Source organism: Curvibacter soli, assembly GCF_029211125.1.
In the GTDB taxonomy this organism is placed as follows: Bacteria; Pseudomonadota; Gammaproteobacteria; order Burkholderiales; family Burkholderiaceae_C; genus Curvibacter_A; species Curvibacter_A soli.
This window is the reverse complement of sequence record NZ_JARGEN010000039.1, coordinates 35031-59360: the sequence shown is the minus strand read 5'-3', so window position 1 is coordinate 59360 and position 24330 is coordinate 35031. Positions and strand designations below refer to the sequence as shown.

Annotated in this window: 29 protein-coding genes; 21 read left to right on the top strand and 8 right to left on the bottom strand. The window is 65.8% G+C overall.

Features of this window, described 5'->3' with window-relative positions; translation table 11 throughout:
* Positions 1 to 354: 354 nt before the first annotated feature.
* The 6 genes from PY257_RS10090 (at position 355) to gloA (ending at position 5128) form a co-directional block, all read left to right on the top strand.
* Positions 355 to 639, top strand: coding sequence for a 2TM domain-containing protein (locus PY257_RS10090; protein ID WP_275741316.1), 285 nt, complete (start codon positions 355 to 357; stop codon positions 637 to 639).
* 477 nt (positions 640 to 1116) lie between these two features.
* A complete protein-coding gene (locus PY257_RS10085) occupies positions 1117 to 2127 on the top strand; it encodes a sensor histidine kinase (protein WP_275741315.1) in 1011 nt (336 codons plus the stop codon).
* A gap of 10 nt (positions 2128 to 2137) precedes the next feature.
* Positions 2138 to 2959, top strand: a complete 822-nt coding sequence (locus tag PY257_RS10080) for a LytR/AlgR family response regulator transcription factor (RefSeq protein ID WP_275741313.1) — start codon at positions 2138 to 2140, stop codon at positions 2957 to 2959.
* Positions 2960 to 2977: 18 nt separating this feature from the next.
* Entirely contained in the window at positions 2978 to 3769 is a 792-nt protein-coding gene (locus PY257_RS10075) for an SDR family NAD(P)-dependent oxidoreductase (protein ID WP_275741311.1), read from the top strand.
* Between the two features lie 58 nt (positions 3770 to 3827).
* Positions 3828 to 4463, top strand: coding sequence for a histidine phosphatase family protein (locus PY257_RS10070; protein WP_275741309.1), 636 nt, complete (start codon positions 3828 to 3830; stop codon positions 4461 to 4463).
* Between the two features lie 245 nt (positions 4464 to 4708).
* Positions 4709 to 5128: a lactoylglutathione lyase gene (gene gloA / locus PY257_RS10065; RefSeq protein WP_275741307.1), complete on the top strand. Its 420-nt coding sequence runs from the start codon at positions 4709 to 4711 to the stop codon at positions 5126 to 5128.
* Here the strand turns inward: gloA and PY257_RS10060 are convergent.
* The 3 genes from PY257_RS10060 to PY257_RS10050 all read right to left on the bottom strand — a co-directional run bounded on the left by PY257_RS10060 (position 5125) and on the right by PY257_RS10050 (position 7833).
* Complete coding sequence (locus PY257_RS10060; protein ID WP_275741327.1) at positions 5125 to 6321, bottom strand: multidrug effflux MFS transporter; 1197 nt, start codon at positions 6319 to 6321, stop codon at positions 5125 to 5127. The genes gloA and PY257_RS10060 overlap by 4 nt on opposite strands.
* A gap of 19 nt (positions 6322 to 6340) precedes the next feature.
* Positions 6341 to 6814 carry a MarR family winged helix-turn-helix transcriptional regulator gene (locus PY257_RS10055; protein ID WP_275741305.1) on the bottom strand — a complete coding sequence of 158 codons (474 nt, stop codon included), beginning with the start codon at positions 6812 to 6814 and terminating at the stop codon, positions 6341 to 6343.
* 101 nt (positions 6815 to 6915) lie between these two features.
* Complete coding sequence (locus PY257_RS10050; protein WP_275741303.1) at positions 6916 to 7833, bottom strand: LysR family transcriptional regulator; 918 nt, start codon at positions 7831 to 7833, stop codon at positions 6916 to 6918.
* A 72-nt stretch (positions 7834 to 7905) separates the two neighbouring features.
* Between PY257_RS10050 and PY257_RS10045 the strand changes: the two genes are divergently transcribed.
* On the top strand, positions 7906 to 8919 hold the full coding sequence (locus PY257_RS10045) for a bile acid:sodium symporter family protein (RefSeq protein WP_275741301.1): 1014 nt from the start codon (positions 7906 to 7908) through the stop codon (positions 8917 to 8919).
* A gap of 83 nt (positions 8920 to 9002) precedes the next feature.
* Here the strand turns inward: PY257_RS10045 and eda are convergent, their stop codons facing one another.
* From eda to dusA, 4 genes are all read right to left on the bottom strand, one after another.
* Positions 9003 to 9638 (bottom strand): bifunctional 4-hydroxy-2-oxoglutarate aldolase/2-dehydro-3-deoxy-phosphogluconate aldolase, encoded by a 636-nt coding sequence (gene eda / locus PY257_RS10040; RefSeq protein WP_275741299.1) that lies wholly within the window; start codon positions 9636 to 9638, stop codon positions 9003 to 9005.
* 156 nt (positions 9639 to 9794) lie between these two features.
* On the bottom strand, positions 9795 to 11690 hold the full coding sequence (gene edd, locus PY257_RS10035; protein ID WP_275741297.1) for a phosphogluconate dehydratase: 1896 nt from the start codon (positions 11688 to 11690) through the stop codon (positions 9795 to 9797).
* Between the two features lie 38 nt (positions 11691 to 11728).
* A complete protein-coding gene (locus tag PY257_RS10030) occupies positions 11729 to 11938 on the bottom strand; it encodes a hypothetical protein (RefSeq protein WP_275741295.1) in 210 nt (69 codons plus the stop codon).
* Between the two features lie 18 nt (positions 11939 to 11956).
* Positions 11957 to 12943: a tRNA dihydrouridine(20/20a) synthase DusA gene (gene dusA / locus PY257_RS10025; protein ID WP_275741325.1), complete on the bottom strand. Its 987-nt coding sequence runs from the start codon at positions 12941 to 12943 to the stop codon at positions 11957 to 11959.
* Between the two features lie 188 nt (positions 12944 to 13131).
* Here dusA and PY257_RS10020 point away from each other — a divergent pair, with 188 nt between their 5' ends.
* The 6 genes from PY257_RS10020 (at position 13132) to PY257_RS09995 (ending at position 16666) form a co-directional block, all read left to right on the top strand.
* On the top strand, positions 13132 to 14169 hold the full coding sequence (locus PY257_RS10020; protein WP_275741293.1) for a tyrosine-type recombinase/integrase: 1038 nt from the start codon (positions 13132 to 13134) through the stop codon (positions 14167 to 14169).
* 26 nt (positions 14170 to 14195) lie between these two features.
* Complete coding sequence (locus PY257_RS10015; RefSeq protein ID WP_275741291.1) at positions 14196 to 14546, top strand: hypothetical protein; 351 nt, start codon at positions 14196 to 14198, stop codon at positions 14544 to 14546.
* A gap of 92 nt (positions 14547 to 14638) precedes the next feature.
* Positions 14639 to 15148, top strand: a complete 510-nt coding sequence (locus PY257_RS10010; protein ID WP_275741289.1) for a hypothetical protein — start codon at positions 14639 to 14641, stop codon at positions 15146 to 15148.
* Between the two features lie 123 nt (positions 15149 to 15271).
* A complete protein-coding gene (locus PY257_RS10005; protein WP_135149223.1) occupies positions 15272 to 15538 on the top strand; it encodes a helix-turn-helix transcriptional regulator in 267 nt (88 codons plus the stop codon).
* Positions 15538 to 15789 carry a helix-turn-helix domain-containing protein gene (locus PY257_RS10000; protein ID WP_275741284.1) on the top strand — a complete coding sequence of 84 codons (252 nt, stop codon included), beginning with the start codon at positions 15538 to 15540 and terminating at the stop codon, positions 15787 to 15789. The genes PY257_RS10005 and PY257_RS10000 overlap by 1 nt, the downstream gene beginning before the upstream one ends.
* Complete coding sequence (locus PY257_RS09995) at positions 15779 to 16666, top strand: hypothetical protein (protein ID WP_275741282.1); 888 nt, start codon at positions 15779 to 15781, stop codon at positions 16664 to 16666. The genes PY257_RS10000 and PY257_RS09995 overlap by 11 nt, the downstream gene beginning before the upstream one ends.
* A 608-nt stretch (positions 16667 to 17274) precedes the next feature.
* Here PY257_RS09995 and PY257_RS09990 read toward each other — a convergent pair.
* On the bottom strand, positions 17275 to 17595 hold the full coding sequence (locus PY257_RS09990) for a hypothetical protein (RefSeq protein WP_275741280.1): 321 nt from the start codon (positions 17593 to 17595) through the stop codon (positions 17275 to 17277).
* Between the two features lie 164 nt (positions 17596 to 17759).
* On the opposite strand from PY257_RS09990, the gene PY257_RS09985 reads away from it, so the two are divergent.
* From PY257_RS09985 to PY257_RS09950, 8 genes are all read left to right on the top strand, one after another.
* Positions 17760 to 18986: a phage major capsid protein gene (locus tag PY257_RS09985; RefSeq protein ID WP_275741278.1), complete on the top strand. Its 1227-nt coding sequence runs from the start codon at positions 17760 to 17762 to the stop codon at positions 18984 to 18986.
* Between the two features lie 10 nt (positions 18987 to 18996).
* Positions 18997 to 19533, top strand: a complete 537-nt coding sequence (locus PY257_RS09980; protein ID WP_275741276.1) for an HK97 family phage prohead protease — start codon at positions 18997 to 18999, stop codon at positions 19531 to 19533.
* Entirely contained in the window at positions 19530 to 20738 is a 1209-nt protein-coding gene (locus PY257_RS09975; RefSeq protein ID WP_275741274.1) for a phage portal protein, read from the top strand. Before PY257_RS09980 ends, PY257_RS09975 begins: the two co-directional genes overlap by 4 nt.
* Complete coding sequence (locus PY257_RS09970; RefSeq protein ID WP_275741272.1) at positions 20735 to 21304, top strand: HNH endonuclease signature motif containing protein; 570 nt, start codon at positions 20735 to 20737, stop codon at positions 21302 to 21304. The genes PY257_RS09975 and PY257_RS09970 overlap by 4 nt, the downstream gene beginning before the upstream one ends.
* Positions 21301 to 21714 carry a terminase gene (locus tag PY257_RS09965; protein ID WP_275741270.1) on the top strand — a complete coding sequence of 138 codons (414 nt, stop codon included), beginning with the start codon at positions 21301 to 21303 and terminating at the stop codon, positions 21712 to 21714. Before PY257_RS09970 ends, PY257_RS09965 begins: the two co-directional genes overlap by 4 nt.
* A 153-nt stretch (positions 21715 to 21867) precedes the next feature.
* On the top strand, positions 21868 to 23367 hold the full coding sequence (locus PY257_RS09960; RefSeq protein ID WP_275741268.1) for a terminase large subunit: 1500 nt from the start codon (positions 21868 to 21870) through the stop codon (positions 23365 to 23367).
* A gap of 203 nt (positions 23368 to 23570) precedes the next feature.
* The gene (locus PY257_RS09955; RefSeq protein ID WP_275741266.1) at positions 23571 to 23849 is read left to right on the top strand and encodes a head-tail connector protein; all 279 of its coding nucleotides are present in this window, start codon (positions 23571 to 23573) and stop codon (positions 23847 to 23849) included.
* On the top strand, positions 23846 to 24163 hold the full coding sequence (locus tag PY257_RS09950; RefSeq protein ID WP_275741264.1) for a phage head closure protein: 318 nt from the start codon (positions 23846 to 23848) through the stop codon (positions 24161 to 24163). The genes PY257_RS09955 and PY257_RS09950 overlap by 4 nt, the downstream gene beginning before the upstream one ends.
* Positions 24164 to 24330: the final 167 nt, after the last annotated feature.

Sequence of the window (24330 nt, the reverse complement as noted above, 5' to 3'; positions counted from 1 at the left end):
TCAGGCAACGGCGGCGGCGGCGGCGGCGGCGGCGGCGGCGGCGGCGGCGGCGGCGGTGGCGGCGGTGGCAACAATGGCAACCGCGGCGGCCGGGGCGCCTCCGGCGGCGGCTACCGCTACTGATCGCAGCGCTGCGTTTTCAGAGTGTTTCATGCCTCTAATGCAGTGTTCGATGCTTGGCGGCACAAATTAAAGCGATGCGGCAAAAGGCGCGGTTTTATGTGCCGCACCAGCCCGCCGGTCGCGCCGTGCTGCAAGCATTTGGCGCCGCCGGGCGGCGTTTGCGTCGCACGGCGCTGGCCGTCCAGCGGCGCAAAGTGCACAGTGCAGGCCATCCCATTTCAGGAACCTGCCATGCATTGCCACGACACACCGCCCGACGGCATCGAACAACTGGCCCGCAAGCGCGCGGGCGCAAAGCTGGGCTGGTACATCCATGCCAGCATATACATCGCCGTCAACCTATTCCTGATCGCACTCGCGACGCACCAGGGGCGCCACTGGGCTGTGTTTCCAGCCCTGGGCTGGGGCCTGGGTCTGCTTGTCCACGCTACGGTGGCCTGGCTGGCGATGCCGGGCGGCAGCCTGTACGCGCGGCTGCTGCAACGCGAGCGCGAAGCGCTGCAAAGAGCCAAGTAGGGCGTCCGGCATGCGTATGGCACCCTTACTTCCCCTGTCGGTGCTTGCCGTAACCATCGTCGTCGCCGCAGCCATCGTCTTTGAAGGCCCGCGACCCATTGCGCCGCTCCAATCCGTCAACGCTTCTTTTGCGAAGACGGACTTCAGCCAGTTGCCCGCGCCCAGACGCACGAACCATACCGGCCATCGTGGCCGCTTGCAGTGCGCCCTAGTGCAGTGTTCAACCTAGAAACGGCAGTTGACCGCTTCGTATCCCTTGCCAGGCCGCATGCAATCGAGCGTTGCCGGCTTCGATGGGGTTCACCTCGTGGGTGAGAGCGCTATGCACCTGCCAGCACCGCGCTCGGGGCGCCATGCGGCGTTGCAAATCCTCGCGATAGCTATGGCTATCGCTGTGGTTTGCGCCTTGCCCTGCGCCAAAACGCATCGCTTTTATTGGTGCCGCCAAGCATCGAACACTGCCCTAGAATCCGCCGCATGCAGTATTCCCCTCTGCGCCGCGGCCTGATCGTCGCTGCAATCTGCTGCCTGATCGCGCTGGCGCTGACGCTGGCCAAGCAGGGCGCGTGGAATGTGCAACTGGCCTATTCGCTGCCGATCGGCATGACGTGCTGGCTGGTCATCGAAGCCGGCCGCGCGGCATTGACGCGCGGCAAGCCCATGCCCTGGCCGCAAGGCTGGCGCGGCGCGGCGCTGGTGGCAACAGGCGTTGCAGCGGGCTTTCTGCTGGGCACAGCGATAGGCGACTTCTACAGCGGGGATTCCCTTGGCGGCCTGAATTTCCTGCGGCGGCACGACGCCGTTGTGGCACTGCTCATCACCGTCGCCTGCGGCCTCGCCATTGCGTTCTTCTTCTACAGCGACAGCCAGGCCCGCACGCTGCAGGCGCGCATCGCGCAGGCGCAGCGCGACGCCGCGGAAGCCCGCCTCAAGCTGCTCGAAACCCAGATAGAGCCGCACATGCTGTTCAACACCCTGGCCAATCTGCGTGCGCTGATCGCCACTGACCCACCCAGCGCGCAGGCCATGCTGGACCGCCTGATCGCCTACCTGCGCGCCACGCTGGGCGCATCGCGCGCCACGCTGCACCCGCTGGCCGACGAGTTCGCGCGCCTGGCCGACTACCTGGCGCTGATGGCCGTGCGCATGGGCCCACGCCTGTCGTACACGCTGGAGCTGCCCGAGCCGCTCAGCGCCGTGCCGGTACCGCCGCTGCTGCTGCAGCCGCTGGTGGAGAACGCCATTCGCCACGGGCTGGAGCCGCAGGTGGCGGGCGGGCGCATCGGCGTGCGCGCATCCCTGGCCGGTGGCATGCTGCGGCTGGAGGTGCGCGACAGCGGTGCCGGCCTGGCTCCCGGCGCGGCGGACGGCTTTGGCCTGGCGCAGGTGCGCGAGCGCCTCGCCACCCTGTACGGCAGCCGAGGTACTCTTGAATTGATAGCTGTCACCGCAGGCGGGGCGTGCGCTGCGGCCACTTTTCCCTTGTAAGAATCACCGTATGAACATGACTGCGCCGCGCGCCCTGATCGCCGAAGACGAGCCCCTGCTGGCCGACGCGCTGCGCCGCGAATTGGCCCTGGCCTGGCCAGAGTTGCACATCGCCGCCAGCGTGGGCGACGGCCTGGGCGCGGTGCGCGAGGCGTTGGCGCTGCGCCCCGATGTGCTGCTGTTGGACATCCGCATGCCCGGCCAGAGCGGCCTGGAAGCCGCCGCCGAACTGGCCGATGCCTGGCCCGAAGATGGCCCGCCCTTCCCTGCCCTGGTGTTCATTACTGCCTACGACCAGTACGCCGTGCAGGCTTTCGAGGCCCAGGCCGTGGACTATCTGCTCAAGCCCGTGCAGCCACAACGGCTGCAGAGAACCGTGCACAAACTGCGCGCAACACTGGCGCGGCGCGCGCCTGCCGCCCTTGCGCTGGAAGCGGCCGTGGCCCGGCTGCGCGAATTGCTTGCGGTGCCCGGGCTGGCCGCGCCGCCCGCCGCGCCGCGCTTGGTCGTGCTCCGGGCCAGCGGAAGCGGTCATGACGGCCAGATCCACCTCGTACCCGTGGCCGACGTGCTGTACTTCGAGGCCGCCGACAAATACGTGCGCGTGCTGACCGCCGAGCGCGAATACCTGTTGCGCACCCCGCTCAAGGAGCTGGCGCAGCAGCTCGACCCGGTGCTGTTCTGGCCCGTGCACCGCGGCACGCTGGTGCGCGCCGCTGCCATAGCCAGCGTCACGCGCGATGCGGCGGGCCGGCCACTGCTGCACCTGCGCCAGCGGCCCGAGCGGCTGGCCGTGAGCCGGATGTACGCGCACCAGTTCCGGGCCATGTAGCGGCGCTACCATTTGAAGATGAGCACAGCAAACCTTTCCCCCATCCGTTTCGGCCTCGAGGACCGTGTCTGCATCGTCACCGGCGGCGCCCAGGGCATCGGCGCGGCCTGCGCGCGGCGCTTCGCGCGCGAGGGCGCGAAGGTCGTCATCGCCGACGTGGACGACGCGCGCGGCCCGGCCCTGGCCGACGAACTGGGCGCGCTGTACGCGCACTGCGACGTGGGCGACAAGACCCAGGTCGATGCGCTGGTGGCCACCGTGCTCGCGGCATTCGAGCACATCGACGTACTGGTCAACAACGCGGGCATCTTCAAGGCCGCCGATTTCCTGGACGTGACCGAAGCCGATTTCGACGCCGTGCTGCGCGTCAACCTCAAGGGCGCGTTCCTCGCCGGCCAGGCCGTAGCGCGCGTGATGGCGGCCCAAGGCCGCGGCAGCATCGTCAACATGAGTTCGGTCAACGGCACGCTCGCCATCCCCACCATCTCCAGCTACAACGTGAGCAAGGGCGGCATCAACCAGCTCACCCGCGTGATGGCGCTGGCGCTGGCCGACAAGGGCGTGCGCGTGAACGCGGTGGCGCCGGGCACCATCGCCACCGAGCTCGCGGCGCAGTCGGTGCTGACCAGCGACGCCGCGCGCGCGCGCATCATGAGCCGCACGCCCATGGGCCGCCTGGGCGAGCCCGCCGAGGTGGCCGACGCGGTGGCCTGGCTGTCCAGCGATGCGGCGAGCTACGTCACCGGCGAGATCGTGGTGGTGGATGGCGGACGCATGACGCTCAACTACACCATGCCTGCACCCGCATGAGCGCCACCCGGCCGCCCGCAGGCGCTCGCCCCGAAGCGCAAAGCACGGAGGTTGCCCAATGACCGCCGCGCCGGACCCCGGGCTGGAGCGCCTGCGCATCCTGGCCGAATCCATGACCCTGGATGCGCGGGCCGTGCCTTTCTACTTCCTGCGCCACGGCCAGACGGCGGGCAACGCGCGGCGCATCTTCCAGTCGCCCGAAGAGCCGCTCGACGCCACGGGCGAGGCCCAGGCCCGCCGCGCGGCGCAGGCGCTGGCCGGCGAGCCGCTGGCGCACATCGTCTGCAGCGACACGGCGCGCGCCCAGCACACGGCGCGCATCGTGGCCGCCGCGCACGGCTTGCCGCCGCAGCCGCGGGCCAGCCTGCGCGAACGCAACTTCGGCGCGCTGATCGGCACTTCTTCCGCACGGGTCGACTGGAACTGCTTGCCCGAGGGCGGCGAGACGCTGGAGCAGTTCGTGCGCCGCACCCGCGACGCCCTGGCCGACGCGCTGCGCGCCCCCGCGCCCGTGCTGGTGGTGGCCCACGGCGGCACGCTCTATGTGCTGGCCGCCCTGCTGCGGCTGGCCCTGGCGCCGGCCCTGCTGGCCAACGCCCGGCCGCTGCGGCTGGAGTACGCCGCGCAGGCCTGGCAGGCCAGCCCGCTGCTGGCGCCGCCGCAGGACGGGAACGACAGTCCCAACATCGCCTGAAGCTATCGTATTGATAGCTGCCACCGCAGTATCCACGGGCGCTGCGGGCCAATTTTTCTATGAACCCGCGTGGCGCCGCAGCAGCGCCGCCGTGGAGCGCGGCCAGCCCACGCGGCCAAACCAGGCGCCGCCCGCGATGGCCGTCGCATTCATCCTGGAACCGGCAGTTGGATGCACCTGCCGGCACGGCAGCGGGCGGTCATGCGGGAGAATCACGGGCTTCCCCTGAAAACGACCCCACCACCATGCGAATCCTGCACACCATGCTGCGCGTCGGCAATCTGCAACGCGCGATCGATTTCTATACCCAGGTGCTGGGCATGCAACTGCTGCGCACCTCCGAGAACCCGGAATACAAGTACAGCCTGGCCTTCCTCGGCTTCGACGGCGGCAACCCGGCGCAGGCCGAGATCGAGTTGACCTACAACTGGGGCACCGAGAGCTACGACCTGGGCACGGCCTATGGCCACATCGCCGTGGGCGTGCCCGACGCCTATGCCGCCTGCGAGAAGATCAAGGCCGCCGGCGGCAACGTGACGCGCGAGGCCGGCCCCGTGAAGGGCGGCGCCACCGTCATCGCCTTCGTGACCGACCCCGACGGCTACAAGATCGAGCTGATCCAGCGCGCCGAGGGCCAGAGCGGCGCAGGATTGCGTGTGTTCTAAGGCTTGCTGCGCGCCGCCCGCGCGGCCACCCAGAACGCCGCCTGCGACACCACACCCGCGCCGGCCAGCGTCAGCGCGGCGGCCAGCGCCGGGTCGGGCCCGATGCCCGCCAGCACCGTGCACAGCGCGCCGATGGACATCTGGGCGAAACCGTACAGGCCCGATGCCGAGCCGGTCACGTGCGGGTTCACGCTCAGCGCCTGGGTCAGCGCCGCGGGCGCCGCCACGCCGCTGCCCAGTGTGAAGAAGAACATCGACACCACCACCAGCGGCACCGACAGGTGATGCGCGAGCACCGCCCCCAGCAGCACGAACGCGGCCAGCACGCTGACGGCGTTGGCGCTCACCAGCATGCGGCCCATGCGCACCCGCGTCACCAGCCGGCTGGCCAGCATGCTGCCCAGCCAGACGCCGGAGACCAGGATCGACAGGTACAGCCCCACCTTGTGCGGTGGCCTGTGCAGTTCGCCCGCGAAGATGAACGGCGCCGCCGCGATGAAGGCGTACATGGCCGTGGTGGCGCAGCCGCCGCCCAGCGCATAGCCCAGGAACACGGGCGAGCCCAGCAACTGCCTGTAGTGGCGCGCCAGCGCGCGGGTGTTCACCTGCGCGCCCGGCGTGCCGGTTTCGGGGATCAGCCGCCAGGTGCAGATGAAGCCGACCATGCCCAGCACGCACAGCGCCGCCAGGATGGCGCGCCAGCCCAGCGCGGGCGCCAGCAGGCCGCCGATCAGCGGAGCCACGCCGGGGCCCACGGTGACCATCAGGTTCATCAGCGCCAGGCGGCGCGCGGCCTCCTGCGGCAGCGCGGTGTCGCGCACGATGGCGCGGCCCAGCACCAGCCCGGCGCAGCCGCCCAGCGCCTGCAGCAGCCGCGCGACGATGAGCGCGTGCGCGCTGGGCGCCAGCGCCGAGGCCAGCCCGGCGACGGTGTAGAGCGCCAGCCCGACCAGCAGCATGGGCCGGCGGCCATAGCGGTCGGCCAGTGGGCCGTAAACGAGCTGGCCCAGCGCCAGGCCGAAGATGTAGACGCTGATCGACATCTGCATCAGCGCCGGGCTGCTGCCCAGGTCGGCGGCGGCCAGGGGCAGCGCGGGCACGAAGATGTGCATGGCCAGCGTGCCGCTGAAGGTGACCAGCGCCAGCGCCCACAGCGGCGCGTGGCGGCGGTGCGCGCCGGCGTGCGGCGGCATGGCGGCGGCGTGGGCGGAGTCAGACACGGGCGCCCTCCTCGCCCTTCGCGGCCATCGATGCGGCGAGCGCGTCGCATACCTGGCGCAGCACGCGCAGCGTGGTGTCGACATCGGCCTGCGGCAGGCCGGCGAGCGCGTCCTCGCGCACGCGGCGGACCACCGCCTCGACCTTGCGCGCCAGCGCCTGGCCCGGCCCCGTCAGCGCGATGGCCTTGGCGCGGCGGTCGCCCGCATCCTCCTGCCGCGCCACCAGGCCCGCCTGCTCCAGCGTGTCCACCAGGCGCACGACCGAGGAGCCGTCGAGCGACAGCGCGGCAGCCAGATCCTTCTGCCACATCGGCTCGGCCGCGCGCGCGATGCACAGCAGCGGCAGCCAGGTGGCTTCGGTCAGGCCGAAGGGCTGCAAGTGGAAATCAGCCGCGCGGCGCCACTGGCGGGCGGTCTGGCCGATCAGGGCGCCGAAGGCGGCGTGCGGGGAGTCGGTGGCGGGCATGGCATGCAAAAAAAGCTAGGCGATGCAACAGATTGTATGTCATCCACTTACTTTGCATGCAATTAGGGCCATGAGCCTAATATGCTTCCAGCGCTTGTGTATCAATAATCTTCAGCTATCTTTTCAGGAGCATTGCTGTGCGCGAACCCGGCCACCAGCGTCCACAGCCGCTGCGCCAGCGGGCCCGGCGCGCGGTTGCGGCGGTGCACCAGCATGATGTCGCGCGTGACGCCGGGCGACAGCGCCCGCACCGCCAGGCCCTGCAGCCGGGCCGCGGGCAGCGCCAGCGCGGGCAGCACGCTCAGGCCCAGCCCGGCCTCGACCATCGAGAACGCAGTGGTGGGGTGGCCCACCTCCTGCACCACCTCGCACGGCGCATGGTGCTGCAGCAACGCGGCGTCGATCAGCCGCCGGCTGCCCGATGCGTGGTCCAGCAGCACCAGCTTCTCGCCCGCCAGGGCGGCCCAGGGGATGCGCTTGCGGCGCGCCAGGCGGTGGGCGGTGGGCAGCACCAGGCAGAACGGATCGGTCAGGATGCGCTCGCAGTACAGGTCCGCGGGGTCGGGCGGGTCGATGACGACGCCGAAGTCCACCTCGCCCGCGCGCACGCTGTCGAGCACGTCTTGCTGGATGCGGTCCAGCAGCACGAGCTGCACGTCGGGGTAGACGCGCGCGCATTCGGCGATGCAGGCTGGCATGAGGCTGGCCGACAGCGTGGGGCTGCTGGCCACGCGCACGCGCCCGCGCAGGCCGCTGGCCATGCCGCGCACGTCCTGCAGAGCCATCTCCAGCTCCTCCAGCGCCCGCTCCAGGCGCGCGGCGAGGGAGCGCCCGGCGTCGGTCAGGTGTACCTCGCGGGTGGTGCGGTCGAGCAGGCGCACGCCGAGCTGCGACTCCAGCTCGCGCACGGTGCGGCTCACCGCCGGCTGCGTCAGGCCGATGCGGGTGCCGGCCCGGCTGAAGTTGCGCTCCTGCGCGACGGCCTGGAATACGCGCAGTTGCCGAAGGCTCACATTCATGCCGGGATGATCATATATCTATCCAAAAAATCCATTTCTCTTTTGAATGGCCCTGCGCTCCAATGCACAGCCATGGCACGCCCCGCATACCTTCCCGACAACTTCACGCTGACGCTGGCCACCACCGTGGCCCTGGCCAGCCTGCTGCCCGCCGCCGGCGCGGCGGCGCCTTTCTTCGAGGCGCTGACCACCCTCTCCATCGGCCTGCTGTTCTTCATGCACGGCGCCAAGCTCTCGCGCGAGGCCATCCTGGCGGGCATCGGCCACTGGCGGCTGCACCTGCTGGTGCTGGCCAGCACTTTCGCGCTGTTCCCGGTGCTGGGGCTGGTGCTCAAGCCCGTGCTGGCGCCGCTGGTCACGCCCGCGCTCTACACCGGCGTGCTCTACCTCTGCGTGCTGCCGTCGACGGTGCAGTCGTCGATCGCGTTCACGTCGATCGCGCGCGGCAACATTCCCGCCGCAGTGTGCAGCGCATCGGCATCGACCCTGCTGGGCGTGTTCATCACGCCCGTGCTGGCGAACCTGCTCGTCGTGCCGCAGCACGGCGTGGCGGGGCCTTCGGCGCTCGACGCCATCGGGCGCATCCTGCTGCAGCTCATGGCGCCTTTCGTGGCGGGGCACCTGCTGCGCCCGTGGATCGCCGGCTGGATCAAGCGCCATTCCTCCGTGCTCGGCAAGGTGGACCGCAGCTCCATCCTGCTGGTGGTCTACACCGCTTTCAGCGCCGCGGTGATCGAGGGGCTGTGGAAGCAGGTGCCGCTGCGCGCACTGGCGGGCCTGCTGGTGGTCTGCGCCGTGCTGCTGGCGCTGGCGCTGCTGAGCAGCACCTGGCTCGCCCGGCGCCTGGGCTTCGGCAAGGCCGATGAGATCACCATCGTGTTCTGCGGCTCCAAGAAGAGCCTGGCGAGCGGCGTTCCCATGGCCAAGGTGCTGTTCGCCGCCCCGTCGGTGGGCGCGATCCTGCTGCCCATCATGCTGTTCCACCAGATGCAGCTCATGGTCTGCGCGGTGCTGGCGCAGCGCTATGCCCGGCGCCCCGAGGAAGAAGGCGGGCCGCCGGTAAAACCGCGCGCCGCCAAGGCATGAATCATATACTCCCCAGGAGTATCAATCTCCATCGCACAAATTTACTGCGCTGGCAGCCATGCATGTGGGGAGTATATGAATCATCAGGCGCGCGGCAAGGCCGCGGCAGCCCGCGCGAGGCCTTCGATGCGCGCCCAGTTGCCCTGCGCCACGGCGTCGCCCGGCGTAAGCCACGAGCCGCCCACGCAGGCCACGTTGGGCAGCGCCAGGAAGTCCGCCGCGTTCTGCGCGCTGATGCCGCCCGTGGGGCAGAAGACGATGTCGCCGAACGGCCCGCCCCAAGCCTTGAGCATGGCCGCCCCGCCAGCCTGCATGGCGGGGAAGAACTTGAGCGCTGCATGGCCGTCCTCGGCTGCCATCATGATCTCGCCGCCCGTGGCCACGCCGGGCAGCAGCGGCAGCCCGGCCTCGCGGCAGGCGGCGCCGAGCGCCGGCGTGTAGCCCGGGCTCACGGCGAATCGCGCGCCGGCGTCGGCCACGGCGCGCGCCTCGGCGGCGGTGCGCACGGTGCCGGCGCCGGCCACGGCTTCGGGCACCTCGCGCGCGATGGCCGCGATGGCGGGCAGCCCCTGCGGCGTGCGCAGCGTGATCTCCAGCATGCGGATGCCGCCGGCCACCAGCGCGCGCGCCAGCGGCACCGCGTGGGCCGCGTCGTGCAGCACGATGACGGGAATGACGGGCGCGTCGCGCATCACGTCCAGGGCGGTCAGGGTATCCATGCAATTACTCCCATGCGTTGGGTGCGGCATGCTCTGCGCGAATCCGGCGCGGCCAAGGCAAGCGGATGCCGTGGTGCGGGCTTGGCCCGGCCACTGGCGTCGCCCCTTGGAGGGGAAGGCGGCTACACGCGGCAGCGTGCGCCGCTTCGGGGGTGGTCACCATGTGCAGGCTCCTTCTTCCGCCGCGCGGGCATTGCGGCGCATGTTGGCAAAAAGCTCGCGGCCCAGGCCCGCGCCGCTGGACTGGCGCAGCGCCTCGGGCATGGCGGCGTGGGCGCGGGCGGCCCATTCGGCGGGCGGCACCAGCGCGTCGAGGGTGCCGGCCACGGTGTCCAGGCGGATCAGGTCGCCGTCCTGCACGCGCGCCAGCGGCCCGCCGGCCAGCGCCTCGGGGCTGACGTGGATGGCCGCGGGCACCTTGCCCGAGGCGCCGCTCATGCGCCCGTCCGTCACCAGCGCGATCCGGTAGCCCTTGCCCTGCAGCACGGCCAGCGGCGGCGTGAGCTTGTGCAACTCGGGCATGCCGTTGGCCTGCGGGCCCTGCCAGCGCACCACGCAGACCAGGCCGTGCGCGGGGCTCGCCTCGCACAGGCGCTCCAGCTCGCCCGCGCTGAACGCGGCCTGCAGCGCCTCCTGCGAGTCGAACACGCGCGCCGGGGCTTGCACCACGTGGCGGTCCTCGGGCACGGCGGAGACCTTGATGACGCTGCGCCCCAGGTTGCCCTGCAGCAGCTTGAGCCCGCCCGTGGCGCTGAACGGCGCGCTGGCCGGGCGCACGACGGACTCGTCGCGGCTCGCGCCGACCGGCACCCAGTGCAGATGGCCGCCTTCCAGAACCGGCTCGGCGGTATAGGCGCGGATGCCTTCGGGCCGCACGGCCAGCACGTCCGCGTGCATCAGGCCGGCGTCGAGCAGCTCGCGGATCACGTAGCCCGGGCCGCCCGCGGCCTGGAACTGGTTCACGTCGGCGCTGCCGTTCGGGTAGACGCGCGTCAGCAGCGGCACCACGGCGGAAAGCGCGGCGAAGTCGTCCCAGTCGATTGCGATGCCCGCGGCGCGCGCCACGGCCACCCAGTGGATCAGGTGGTTGGTGGAGCCGCCCGTGGCCAGCAGCGCGGCCATGGCGTTGACGATGGCGCGCTCGTCCACCACGTGGCCGATGGCGGGACAGGCCCGCGGGCCGGCTGCCGACGGCCCGGCGCCGCCCGTGTGCGGCACGCCCAGCACCAGCCGGGCCGCCTCGCGCGTGAGTTCGGCGCGCATGGCGTTCTGCGGCGCCACGAAAGCCGTGCCCGGCACGTGCAGCCCCATGGCTTCGAGCAGCATCTGGTTGCTGTTGGCCGTGCCGTAGAAGGTGCAGGTGCCCGGCGCGTGGTAGGCCTGGGCCTCGGCCTGCAGCAGCTCGGCGCGGCCCACCAGCCCTTGCGCGGCCTGCTCGCGCACCTTGGCCTTGGCGTTGTTGGACAGGCCGCTGGGCATGGGCCCCGCGGGCACGAACACCGTGGGCAGGTGGCCGAAGTGCAGCGCGCCGATCAAGAGGCCCGGCACGATCTTGTCGCACACGCCGAGCATCAGCACGGCGTCGAACACGTCGTGGCTCAGCGCCACGGCGGTGGCCATGGCGATCACGTCGCGGCTGAACAGCGACAGCTCCATGCCAGGCGTGCCCTGGGTCACGCCGTCGCACATGGCCGGCACGCCGCCGGCCACCTGGGCCGTGGCGCCGTGGCGGCGCGCCTCGTCGCGGATCAGGGCCGGGAAGCCCTCGAACGGCTGGTGGGCCGAGAGCATGTCGTTGTAGGCCGTGACGATGCCGATGTTGGGCGCGCGCGCGGCCACCACGCGCAGCCTGCCCAGGGCGGGCACGGCGCGCGCGCGATCGGATTCGGGCATGCCCGCGAACGCGTGGGCCACGTTGGCGCAGCCCATGCGGTCGGTGCCGGGCGCGCGCGCGGCCAGGGCCGCGAGGCGCTCCAGGTAGGGCGCGCGGGTGGGCGCGCTGCGGGCGCGGATGCGTTCGGTGACCGCGTGGACGGTGGGATGGAGTTTCATCGGATGGGCCTGCAATCAGGTAACTTAGTTACAGGCAGCTATGGTACTCCAGCCATGCTGCGGCGATGGTGACGAGGGTACCCGGCATCGGCACACAAGCGCCTGGAGCGGCGCTGCTGGTGCAGCGGGCGCTTGACCGCGATGGCATCGCGCACGGCCTCGATCTGCGTCATGTCGAGCGTGTTGGCTCCCGTCACGACGAGTGATGACGGGACGCCACGCCCGTCGTCGTATTCGGCAAGACCCACCCTTCCCTCGAGGCCCCGTCAAGCCGCTTTCCGTACCGCGCCATGCGCGAGCGCCTGCACCTCGCGCGCAGGCAAGAGCTTGAGCCGGTGATCGCTCCATACCTGGCGCCAGGGGCGCGCGCCCGGCAGGCCGTTGCGCAGGCCGAGCATGTGGCGGGCGATGGCGTACCAGGGCGTGCCGTGAGCGGCGGCCTCGCGCTCCATGTACGCCACCATGTCCGCCTCGACCGATTCGCGCGTGGAAGCGCCGGCAGAGGCCCCGTGGAAGGCTGCGTCCCAGCCCGCCAGGAACCAGGGGTTGTGGTACGCCTCGCGGCCCACCATGACGCCATCGAGGTGCTGCAATTGCGCGGCCATCTGGTCCAGCGTGGAGATGCCGCCGTTGACGACAATGGCCAGGTGCGGGAAGTCGCGCTTCAGTTGGTGCACCACTTCATAGCGCAGCGGCGGCACCTCGCGGTTCTGCTTGGGGCTCAGACCCTGCAGCCAGGCGTTGCGCGCGTGGACGATGAACACCCTGCAGCCGGCATCGGCCACCGTGCCGACGAAGTCGCGCACGAAGGCGTAGCTCTGCGCTCTATCGATGCCGATGCGGTGCTTCACAGTCACTGGCAGGTCCACCGCGTCCACCATGGCCTTCACGCAGTCGGCCACCAGCGCGGGCTCCTTCATCAGGCAGGCGCCGAACGCACCACGCCGCACGCGCTCGGACGGGCAGCCGCAGTTGAGGTTGATTTCGTCGTACCCCCACTGCGCACCCAGCCGCGCGCAGTGCGCCAGGTCGGCGGGCTCGCTGCCGCCCAGTTGCAGCGCCAAGGGGTATTCCTCAGCGTTGAAGCGCAGGTGACGCGCCACGTCGCCATGGAGCAGCGCGCCCGTCGTCACCATTTCGGTATAGAGCAGCGCATGGCGCGAAAGCAGCCGGTGGAAGTAGCGGCAGTGGCGATCGGTCCAGTCCATCATCGGCGCAACGGACATACGCCATGGGCTAAGTGATTGATTTATAAGGGTATTTTCCAACTGTAGAACCTGCTTTTTACCCCGTGTGCAAGATAAAGTGCACACGGTGTGCACACGAAGTGCCTAAAAAGTGCAGAATCTGAGCATTAACCAATGCACACGACTGCACACACATGGCCTCATTTTCTCAGTTACCGTCCGGCAAGTGGCGTGCTCAAATCCGTAGGGGCAGCATGTACCGCGCTGCCACCTTCGCCACCAAGCGCGAAGCGAAGGATTGGGCCATCACCGTGGAGGCTCAGGCCAGCCACATCGCCGCTGGTGGCTATGCGCCCGTCCCCAAGGGCGCAACGCTTGGCGACCTGATCGACAAATACAACGAGAGCAGCACCAAGCTACCCGGCAAGACGAAGGAAGCAACCCTTGCCATGCTCAAACGCGAGCTGGGCAAAGTGAAGCTGGCGAACCTTAACGCTGTGGTGCTGCGCGACTTTATCGACCGCCGCCAGGATGACGGGGCAGGGGGCGTGACCATCGCCGCAGACCTGTCTTATCTGTCTGCCGTGCTCAAGTGGGGCCGCCATGCCCGCCAGCTCGACTTGCCCGAGCGCCTTGCATTGGACGCCCGCGCCAGCCTCATGCACCGTGGCCTCAACACCCGCAGCCAGGAGCGTGACCGGGAGCCGACAGACGACGAGCTAGGGCGCATCTATGGCCATTGGGCTACCTTGAAGCGCCAGCAAATCCCCATGCAGACCCTGTGTCAGTTCGCATTGGCAACCGGGATGCGGCAAGGCGAAATCACGCGGCTGGAAATCGAGGATATCAACACCGAGGCCAAGACCGTGGTGATCCGCGACCGCAAAGACCCGCGCAACAAGAAAGGCAACGACCAGACGGTGCCGCTATTGCCGGATGCCTGGGCCATCGTGGAACCCATCATTGCCGAGCGCAAGACCGGGTTCCTGTTTCCCTATGACCCGCGTAGCGTATCGGCATCCTTCACCCGCGCCTGCACTGCGCTGGGCATCGAGGACTTGCACTTTCACGACCTGCGCCACCGCGCCGCCGCTCAGTTTTTCCGCATGGGCCTTGGCATCCCGCAGGTGGCGCTACTGACTGGGCACAAGACGTGGGCCATGCTGCGCCGGTACACGGCCATCAAGCCATCGGACGTGCACGACGCTATCAAGAAACCGGCAAGCCCTGCGCCGGATCATGCAGGGCAACAAGGCGACAGCCAAGGCGATTCGACCGCCAAGGCTGTCTGACCATCAACGAAAGAAAGACTTTCACCATGGCTACCGAAACTGTAAATCAAACCGCCAAACCCGAAGACATCAAGACGCTCCGCGACACTGTGGAGTTCATGGACAGCCTTGCGCAAGATGGTTTTTCCGAAATCAGCGCCATCGCCAAGCTCGCATTGGCACAGTTCGAACACCCCGACGGCTACCTTCACCCGGAAATCATTGCCCAGGCTCTGCGCGCCATCTGGGGCAAGGCCGACAACATCGCGAACTGCATCAACAGCGAGGCCGAGCAAGTCGGCTGCAACTACGTCGATCCCGCCCTCACTCGCCGCCAAGCCGCCAGGGCTGCCCACCGCGCCGCGCTTGCACAGCCTTGCGCAGTCGCCACGGCCTAAAACCCCATTCGCCAGCCCTAGACTGATCCCCGAAAACCCGTTTCCCCTGACGGGCTGGGCTGGCACCTTTTCAGGGAGCGTGAGGGAACGCGATGAGAAAAATTGTTCGTTTTATCGATGAATCAGATTTAGATGAAGAATGCCCATTACCACCCGTGAACTGGGAGGATATGGAAAAAGAGGCGCTCCATAGAGAACGCGCGCAAGCAGTCATTGACGAGCTATATGATGGCCTTCCTTTTCCGGATTTTGAATCTACTCCAGAGGAAAACGCAAAAATATATGAGTCGCATATCGAGCGTTTAAATCTAATCGTCAAAAACAATTTGGACGCAAATTCACTTTGGCATTTCGCGCAACTCGCAAATGAAAAAGGAGTAAGTGCTAGAGCTGGAATGCGAGCGATGGTAAGACACCATCGAGATCCGAAGCAGGTGGCAAAGCAGAACGTGCGCGAATGCTGGGAGCGTTGGCAAAAGAACAAGCATGAGTACAAGAGCAAATCTGCATTTGCAAGGGCCATGCTCGACAAATACGAGTCACTGGAGAGCCAACGCGTAATTGAACGCTGGTGCAAAGAATGGGAATCTGTACCTTACTAGCATAGTACGTACTTTGCAGGTTTAGTACGTACTATGCTAGTACGATGCTATAGATTTAATAGCTAATGCAAAGCACCATTACCCATCAATCACTTTTGGCCTACGCCAGAAAGGTAATGGGAAATGGAAGCTACACTGCAACCCGCCGCAGAAAATCAACTCGACCGCCTGCGCACACTGGCGGACAAACTCGACTGCCTGACAGAAACCGACATCATGCTGCTGGGCAAGCTGTCCCAAAGCACCGTGGAGGCGTGGAGAAAGCGCGGCACCGGCCCTGCCTATATCCTGCTGGGTAATCGCTACCTGTACCCGCGCAAGGCGGTGGCGAAGTACTTGGAGGGCATTACCCGCGAGCGCAACAGCGTGGCCGCAAAGGAGGCGCTGTAATGGACAAGTCCACCGCCACAGAAGCGCAGTTCAAGCGCATTTTGGAAGTGCTGCGCATTCGCCCGCATACCTCCTATGACCTGCGCCGTCTGGGTATCTATCAGGCTCCTGCCCGCATCAAGGGGCTGCGCGATAAGGGCTATCACATCACCACTGACCCCGTGGTCATCGTGGACCGTGACGGCTATCACCATGCGCGTGTGGCGCTCTACACGCTGGTGAGTGAGCCGGAGGTGCAGCATGAAAATTAAACGTGCCAGCACCATAAAACGAGATCGCCGCACCAAAACCCGCATGGCACAGCTCGACGAGCAAATCATTGCCGTCCTGCGCGAAGATCATCCCCAGTCTGTCCGGCATGTGTTCTACCGCATGACAGACCCGCGCCTGGGTGAGCCGGTGGAGAAGTCTGATCGTGGTTATCGCCATGTGCAGGCCCGGTGTGTTGCACTTCGCCGCTCCGGCCTGATCCCATATCACTGGATTGCGGACATGAGCCGCAGGGGCTACTTTGTCAACACCTACGACGACGCCGGTGATTTTCTCCGGCGCATGGGCCACCTGTACCGCGCCGACCTGTGGCGCGATTCGGACTACCGCTGTGAGGTGTGGGCAGAGTCACGAAGCATTGCTTCGGTGATCTTGGATGACTGCCAGGAGCTGGCTGTGGACTTGTTCCCCTGTGGCGGGTTCTCCAGCCTGTCATTCATCCATGAGGCCGCGCAACAGCACAACGCCAGCCAGGACACCCGCCCGCTGATCGTGCTCTACGTGGGCGACTACGACCCCGCTGGCGTGCTGATCGACCAGTCCCTGGAGCGTGAGCTGCGCGAACACCTGCGCGCCGATATCGACATGGACTTCCGCCGGATCGCCATCAACGAGGAACAGGTGGAACAGTACGAACTGCCCACGAAGCCGCGCAAGGAGGGCGATAAGCGCAGCCAGCACCTGACCTACACCGTGGAGGCCGAGGCCATGCCTGCGCGTGATCTGCGGGCCTTGCTGCGTCTGCATGTGGAAACTCTGCTGCCAGAAAACGCCCTTCACGTTGCCAAGGTGGCAGAGCAGAGCGAACGCAGGCACATCGCCAAGATGGCGGGCCTTTTCCAACAAGGTGCCGTGTAATGGCGAACGGCCGCAACCGAGGCCACAAGGGCGATTCAGGGCGCGACGCAGGCGGGTTTGTAGCCTTGCCTTGGAGTGTGCTGGATTGCCCCGCCTACGCTGCTCTGAGCCATCCTGCGCGTGCCCTGCTTTTTGAGCTGGCACGCCAGTTTGTGCGAGACAACAATGGGCGGTTGCTGCTGTCAGACGCGTACCTAGCAAAACGCGGCTGGAACAGCCCGGACGTGACATTGCGGGCAAAGCGCAAGCTGATCGAAGCCGGGTTCATCCATGAGACTGTGAAGGGCCACCGCCCCAACAAGGCGAGCTGGTATGCCGTTACATGGCGGGCGCTCGACAAAATCCCCGGTTATGACCCTGGTGCGGCTGAGACGTTTGTGCGTGGTGCCTACCAAAAAAACGCACCCCTTACCCCGTCTCGCGTAGTACAGACACCGCGTATAGCACCGTCTCGCGTAGTAGAAGGCACCCCGCCTACTACGTCTCACGGTGCTATCAGAGGTGTTTTTGTGCCCCCGCCTACTACGTCTCCCGTAGACCATCTAGAGATGCCATCTGTAGGCAGTCGAATGCAGCACTGAGGGCAATAAGGGGTGACGTGGCCCTTGCTACCTACAGTGCATCTCACCGAGTTTCACCCATTTGCCAGTGCTCTTGAGTTTGGCGATATCTATGACTTGGACGCTGATGCCCTTTAGACCGGCAGAGGCGGCTTCGCCGCACACATACGCAGCGAAGCCGTCTCGATTCGTCCCGTTGTCGATTACGCCTACCTTGAGCATTTTTGGGGAAGTCCAGATTGCGTCTTTGACTGTTGGTTCTGCCTTGCTTTTGAACTGAGCTAGGAGCGCATCATGCGCAGCGCTCTGCGCAAATGAAGGGCCTGCGGCAAACATGAAAAGCGCGGCAAGGATAGTTGCTGACTTCATGACTCTCCTTTGTGTTGAGAGGTTGCAGCATAACGGCCCGCCCCGAGCGGGTTTTTTCTTGACACGACGATTGATAAAGGCTATATATCACGCCTAATTGATAGGCAATAACTATCACAACCCGCCCGGCGATTGCATGGGCACCTTTTCAAGAAAGCCCACAAATGCAACTGCACCAAATCCGTGAAGCCCGCGCCGCCAAAGTCTCCGAAGCCCGCTCCCTGCTGGCCAGCACTCCCCAGCTCAACGCCGAAGGCCAGGCGAAGTTCGACAAGCTCAAGATCGAGATTCAGAATCTGGAAGCCGACGAGCAGCGCGCCCAGTTCATCGAGGACGCCGAGCGCCGCAGCCTGGGTGCCCCGGTGGACAAGGCCCGCAACGAGCTGGAAGGCCAGGTCAACGTGCTGGACGCCATCGCCGCTCAGATTGAAAACCGCAGCGTTACCGGCGCACTGGCCGAGTTCCAAGCCGAAGCCAAGCGCCAGGGCCTGACCGCCCGCAACGGTGGCGTGCTGGTGCCCACAAGCATCTTTGAAAAGCGCACCACCATGACCACCACCGGCGCGGCTGCTGTGGTGCCCGACGACTACCGTGCGGATCAATTCATCGGCCTGCTGCGCAACAGCCTGATCGTGCGCAGCCTGGGCGCCCGCGTGCTGACTGGGTTGCGTGGCGATACCGTCCTGCCCAAGGCGACCGGCGCAGCCACCGCCTACTGGGTGGCCGAAGGCGACAGCCTGACCGAGAGCAACACCACGTACAGCTCCATCAAGCTGGAACCCAAGACCGTGGGCGCGCTGACGGCCTTCTCCCGCAACCTGGCATTGCAGAGCAATCCCAGCATCGAAGCCTTGCTGCGCGACGACATCAGCGCCGTGGTGGGCTTGGCAGTGGACAAAGCTTTGCTGCATGGAACCGCAGTGGCAAAGCAGCCGGTGGGCATCCTGAACGTGAGCGGCATTCAGACGGCAAACCTTGCCACTCTGAGCTGGGCCACCATCGTGGCGATGCTGGAAAAGCTGGGCCTGGAGAACATCACTCCGAATGCCGTGCTGACCCATGCCAAGGCCGCCACGAAGCTGCAAACCACCCTCAAGGACGCCAGCGCCGGTAGCGTGTATTTGATGGACGGCGGCCGCGTGGCTGGCCTGCCCGCCTACGTCACCAACCAACTGGACGCCAAGAGCGGCACACCAGACAAGGGCCGCGTGATCGCTGGCGACTTCTCGCAAATCGTGATTGGTGAATGGGGTGTGACCGAGGTGCTGGCCAATCCGTATGCGGCTGGCTACTACGAAAAGGGCGACGTTCAACTGCGGATCATGCACACCATGGATGCCGTGGTACGCCATCCAAAGGCGTTCGTGGTGGCAGACGACCTGGGCATCTAAGGAGCAGACGATGACGCTTGAAATTCGTACTGGCGAGCTTCGGGCGTCATCGCCCGGACGGCTGACAGGATATGTTGCGCGCTTCGGCTCGGAAACCCGGATAGGCGACTTCTTCGAGCGCGTTATGCCTGGTGCGTTTCGCGCATCGCTGGCAGACGGCCGCAACATCGTGGCGCTTGCCGACCACGACCGCCGCGCCCTGCTGGGAAGCACCGCCTCCGGCACATTGCAACTTCGGGAAGATGAGCATGGATTGGCTTTTGAGCTTCGCTTGCCTGATACCTCAGTGGCCCGTGATATTGCCGTTTTGGTGGAGAGCCGGGTTATCCAAGGTGCATCGTTTGGCTTCATCGTTCCGCCTGGTGGCGACACCTGGCTAGACCGTGGCGACGGCTCCATGCTGCGCGAGCTGCGCAACGTGGAATTGCACGAGGTCACTGTGACGGCGACGCCCGCCTATGCGGACACCGAAGTAGCGAAGCGCAGCCGCCCGCCTGAGCGCTCTTTCTGGGACTGCAACCGCGTGTGGCTGGAGACTTGCCGATGAGCATCATCACCCGCATCAAATCCGCCATCGGCATGGAGGAACGCGCCGTCCTGGGCGTCAACGGCTGGCCTGTGCCGCTGTCTGCCACGAGCGTGACGCCTGCCACCGCGCAAGGCGTATCGGCAGTCTATGCCTGCGTCCAAGCCATCGCAGAGACCACGGCATCCCTGCCGCTGATCCTGTTCAAGCGCAACGGCGACGACCGGGAGCGAGCTACAGACCACCCGCTGTACCGCGTGTTGCACGACATGGCCAACCCCGAGCAAACCGCCCTGGAGGCCCGCGAGTACATGCAAGCGTGTGTCCTGCTTAGGGGTAACGCCTTTGCCCGCCTGGTGCGTGGCTGGGATGGCCAGGTGCGGGAGCTGTGGCCGCTGAACCCGGACAACGTGCAAGTGCAGCGCACGGCATCCGGCCTGGTGTACGACTACACGAAGGACGGGGTATTAACCCGCCTGCTGTCTCACGAGGTGCTGCACTTGCGCCACCGCCTGGGTGATGACGGTGTTTTGGGTGTGTCGCCTATCGCTGCCGCCCGTGGTGTGGTGGAACTGGCCATTGCAGAGAATCAGCACGGTGTGAGCACCTTCACCAACGGCGCAAAGCTCCTGGGGGTGTTGAAGTTCCCCGGCAAGCTCAAGCCCGAGCAACGCCAGGCCATCGGCGCATCGTGGGCAAGTCAACATGCAGGTGCTGCGAATGCAGGCCGCACGGCGATTCTTGAAGAAGGTGTTGACTTCCAAGCCCTGAGCATGAGCCTGGAGGATGCAAGCTGGATCGAGGCCCGCAAGCTGTCCGTAATTGAGGTGTGCCGCCTGTTCCGCTGCCCGCCGCTGATCGTGCAATCTATGGAGTCTGCCAACTACAGCAACAGCGTGGAGCTGGCACGGCAGTTCGTCACGATGACATTGCGCCGTCACTTGATCGCCTGGGAACAAGCCATTGCAGCCAAGTGCCTGACGGACGCCGGACGTAGAACCTACTTTGCCGAGCACAGCGTAGAAGGCCTGCTGAGAGGCGACAGCGTGAACCGTGCGCAGTTCTATGCAAGCGCCATTGAATCGGGGTGGATGAAACCATCCTATGCCGCCCGCCTGGAAAACATGCCACTGTTCGACGGTATCGACGATGCAGCTCCCAAAACTTCGGGAACTACCACCGCGCCGCAGCCATACCCGAGCAAGCAACAGGAGGCCATGGCGTGAAGCTCAAGATGCTAGACCCCTGGAAGGCCCGAGGCTTGAAGATGCTGGACACGGCCAACCCCAAGGGCTTGACGATGGCCCATGAGCTGCAACGCAAGCCGCTGACATTGGCAGACATTCGCACCAAGCGCTACACCACGGCCAAGAATGGGCGGCTGCTGCCCCTCAACTCGGACGCCTGGGCAAAGCTGCGCCGCATGGTACTGGCCGAGCAGCCGCTGTGCCCCGAGTGCGAAGCGCGTGGACTGATCGAGCCAGCGACCCAAGTTCATCACATCAACGACAACGCCATGGACAACAGCCGCTCGAACCTTGTCGGCTTGTGTGCTCCGTGCCATAGCCGACACACCGCCCACGACCTGGGCAAGCGGGTGAACCATGGATGCGATGTAAGCGGCTGGCCTGCCAACCCCTCAAGCCATTGGAACAAATCGACTGTGGAGGCCGCTACGGGCCTTGCCGGGGATGCTGAGAGCGTCAACCAGAAATCACCAGCAACCGAGGACGCCGAACCGACCTGTTCCCCTTACGTTAACGCTGACTGCTTAAAAAATAGGCAATCATGAAGCTCACGCCCAAGCGCAAACGCTCAGACTCTGCCGCCGCAGCCATCGCCGCCACCCAAGCCGCAGCCCTGCCGCCCTTGGAGCCGCCCGCCCATGTGCTGGTGCCACCCGAGGCCCGCCCGTTTTGGGATGCCATCGTGCAGGCCAGGCCCCGCGATACATGGAACCCGGTTGATCTGGCATCGGCGGCAAACCTTGCCCGCGTGCAATGCGCCCTGGAGGCCGCGCCCGTAGGCTCAGATGAGCATATGAAGCTGACCCGCCTTGCCCTTGCCCTGACTCGCGCCATTGCCGTCAACACGGTGGCCACGGTCGGACGGTCGGCAGACATTGCCAAGGGTGCCGAGCTGGAACGTCAGGCACGCCAGGAAGATGGCGACGACCTTATCCCGAGGCTCCGCGCGGTATGAGCTACGCACGCGCCCGCGAGGTTCGGCAGTTCCACTTTGGAACCGCCGAGAACGTGCCCAGCCGCGCACGCGCCCGCGATGGACATTCCGCCAAATTTGGCGGAAGGTTTCGCATGAGGCTGCGCGCTGTCTAAGTCAGATTTCAAATCCAACATGACCCGCGCCGCCCGCATCATCGAGTTCATCGAGCGTTACTGTGTGACGCCCGAAGGCGCGGACGTGGGCAAGCCGCTGGTGCTGGCTGAGTTTCAAAAGAAGTTCATTCGGGATGTGTACGACAACCCCCACGGCACGCGCCGCGCCATCCTGAGCGTGGCCCGCAAGAACGGCAAGAGCGGTTTGATTGCTGGCCTGCTACTGGCGCACCTGGTGGGCCCCGAGGCGAAGCAAAACGCGCAAATCGTGAGCGGTGCCATGAGCCGGGATCAAGCCGCTCTGGTGTTCAATCTGGCCAGCAAGATGGTTCAGCTTTCCCCGAAGCTATCGGCCATCGTGCGCATCATCCCGAGCGGCAAGCGCCTGCTAGGACTGCCGCTAAACACCGAATACAAGGCCCTTGCTGCTGACGGCAAGACCGCCCACGGCCTAAGCCCGGTGCTGGCCATCTTGGACGAAATCGGCCAGGTGCGTGGCCCGCAGTCTGACTTTATCGACGCTATCACCACCAGCCAGGGCGCACACGAAGCGCCGCTGCTGATCGCCATCAGTACCGCCGCAGCGAACGACGCGGACTTGCTTTCAACGTGGATTGATGACGCCCGCAACAGCAAAGACCCGCGCATCGTCTGCCACGTCTACGAAGCGCCTGCCGGGTGTGATCTGCTAGACGAAAGCGCATGGCGCGCCGCCAATCCAGCACTGGGCACATTCCGCAGCCTTGATGACCTGCGCGAGCAACTGACGCAGGCGCAGCGGATGCCGAGCATGGCCAATTCCGCAATGAATCTGCTGCTGAACATGCGGGTTTCGACTGTCTCGCCATTCATATCGCCCACCGCCTGGAAGACTTGCGCAGGCCCGGTACAGCCCTTTGATGGCCCGGTGTGGTGCGGTATCGACCTCAGCGCCCGCCTAGACCTCACGGCCATGGTGATCGTCGGCCAGGTGGATGAGGTGTGGCATGTGCAGGCGCACTTCTGGACACCCGAAGTAGGACTGGCAGACCGTGCCCGCCGTGACCGTGCCCCCTATGAGGTATGGCACCGCCAAGGCTACATGCGCACAACGCCAGGTGCCAGCGTGGACTATGAGCACGTTGCAGCCGACATTGCCGAAATTCTTGCTGATCTTGATGTTCGTGGGATAGCTTTTGACAGATGGCGAATCGACCTGCTGAAGAAAGAGTTTGACCGCCTGGGCGTGGATCTTCCCCTGGTGGAACACGGCCAGGGGTTCCGTGATATGTCCGTGGCACTTGATGCCCTGGAAGCCGAGCTGCTGAATGGGCGCATCGCCCACGGTGGCAACCCGGTGCTGACCATGTGCGCAGCCAATGCCGTGGTGACGAAAGACCCAGCCGGTGGGCGCAAGCTGGACAAGGCGAAGGCTACCGGACGGATTGACGGATTGCAGGCGCTGGCCATGAGTATGGGCATCGCATCCAAAGCCACCGAAGCGCAGGGGATCGCGTTTGATTCCTTCACGTTCGTTTGAATATCACCCTAGCCGGGAGGGGCCGCAAGGCATAGCCCGGATGCGGATTAGTCGGGCAGTGCCGCATATCGAAAAACCCCGACAGCCAGCAAGTGGGCATCGCGGCATGGGTTCGCAAAGGTGAGTGATTCTCTGATGCGTACCTGTGGCCCTGACCTTTCACCACGGTGCTGGCACCTATTCCAACCATTTGAAAGATTCAAATGCTGACACTAGAAGAAGTAAAGCGGCACTGCCGTATCGACCACAACGACGAGGATGCGCTGCTGCTGGCCTTGATAGATACCGCCATTGCGGCAAGCGCGGACTATTTGAATATGCCCGCTGCTGATCTCGTGGTGGCAGTGCCCGCGCCGGTGAAGTCTGCCGCCTTGCTGCTGGTGGGCGCACTCTACGAAAACAGGGAAAGCCAGGGCGAGCGCCCATTCCACAAGAACCCGGCCTTTGAGGCTTTGCTGAACCCCTACAGGGCACACGCATGAAGGCCGGACAACTTGACCAGCGCGTGACGGTGGAGCGCTACACAAGCACGCAGGACGAGCTAGGCCAGCCAATCGAGTCCTGGGCCCCCCTGTTCACCTGCTGGGCCGCTGTGGAGCCATTGACGGGCCGGGAGTACCTGGCCGCGCAAGCTGCTGTCAGTGAGGTGACGGCCAGAATCAGGATGCGCTTTCGCCCATGGATGACTGCCGAGGATCGCGTGATCCATAACGGCACCACCTACGGCATTGAGAGCCTGATCGACGTGCGCTCAGACCACCGGGAGCTGGTGTTGATGTGCAAGGCGGTGGGGTAGGGCAGGCGTGTGCAAACGCCTTTTCTATCGGCACCAAAAACCGACTGTGGTTACATTCAAATATCACAATGTGAAAAGCTGATGCACACGGCGTGCACACGACTACCCCGCAAACCCGCATGAATGTTGGTTAATCGCAACTGTCCATCATGGGCGCCACGCAGACC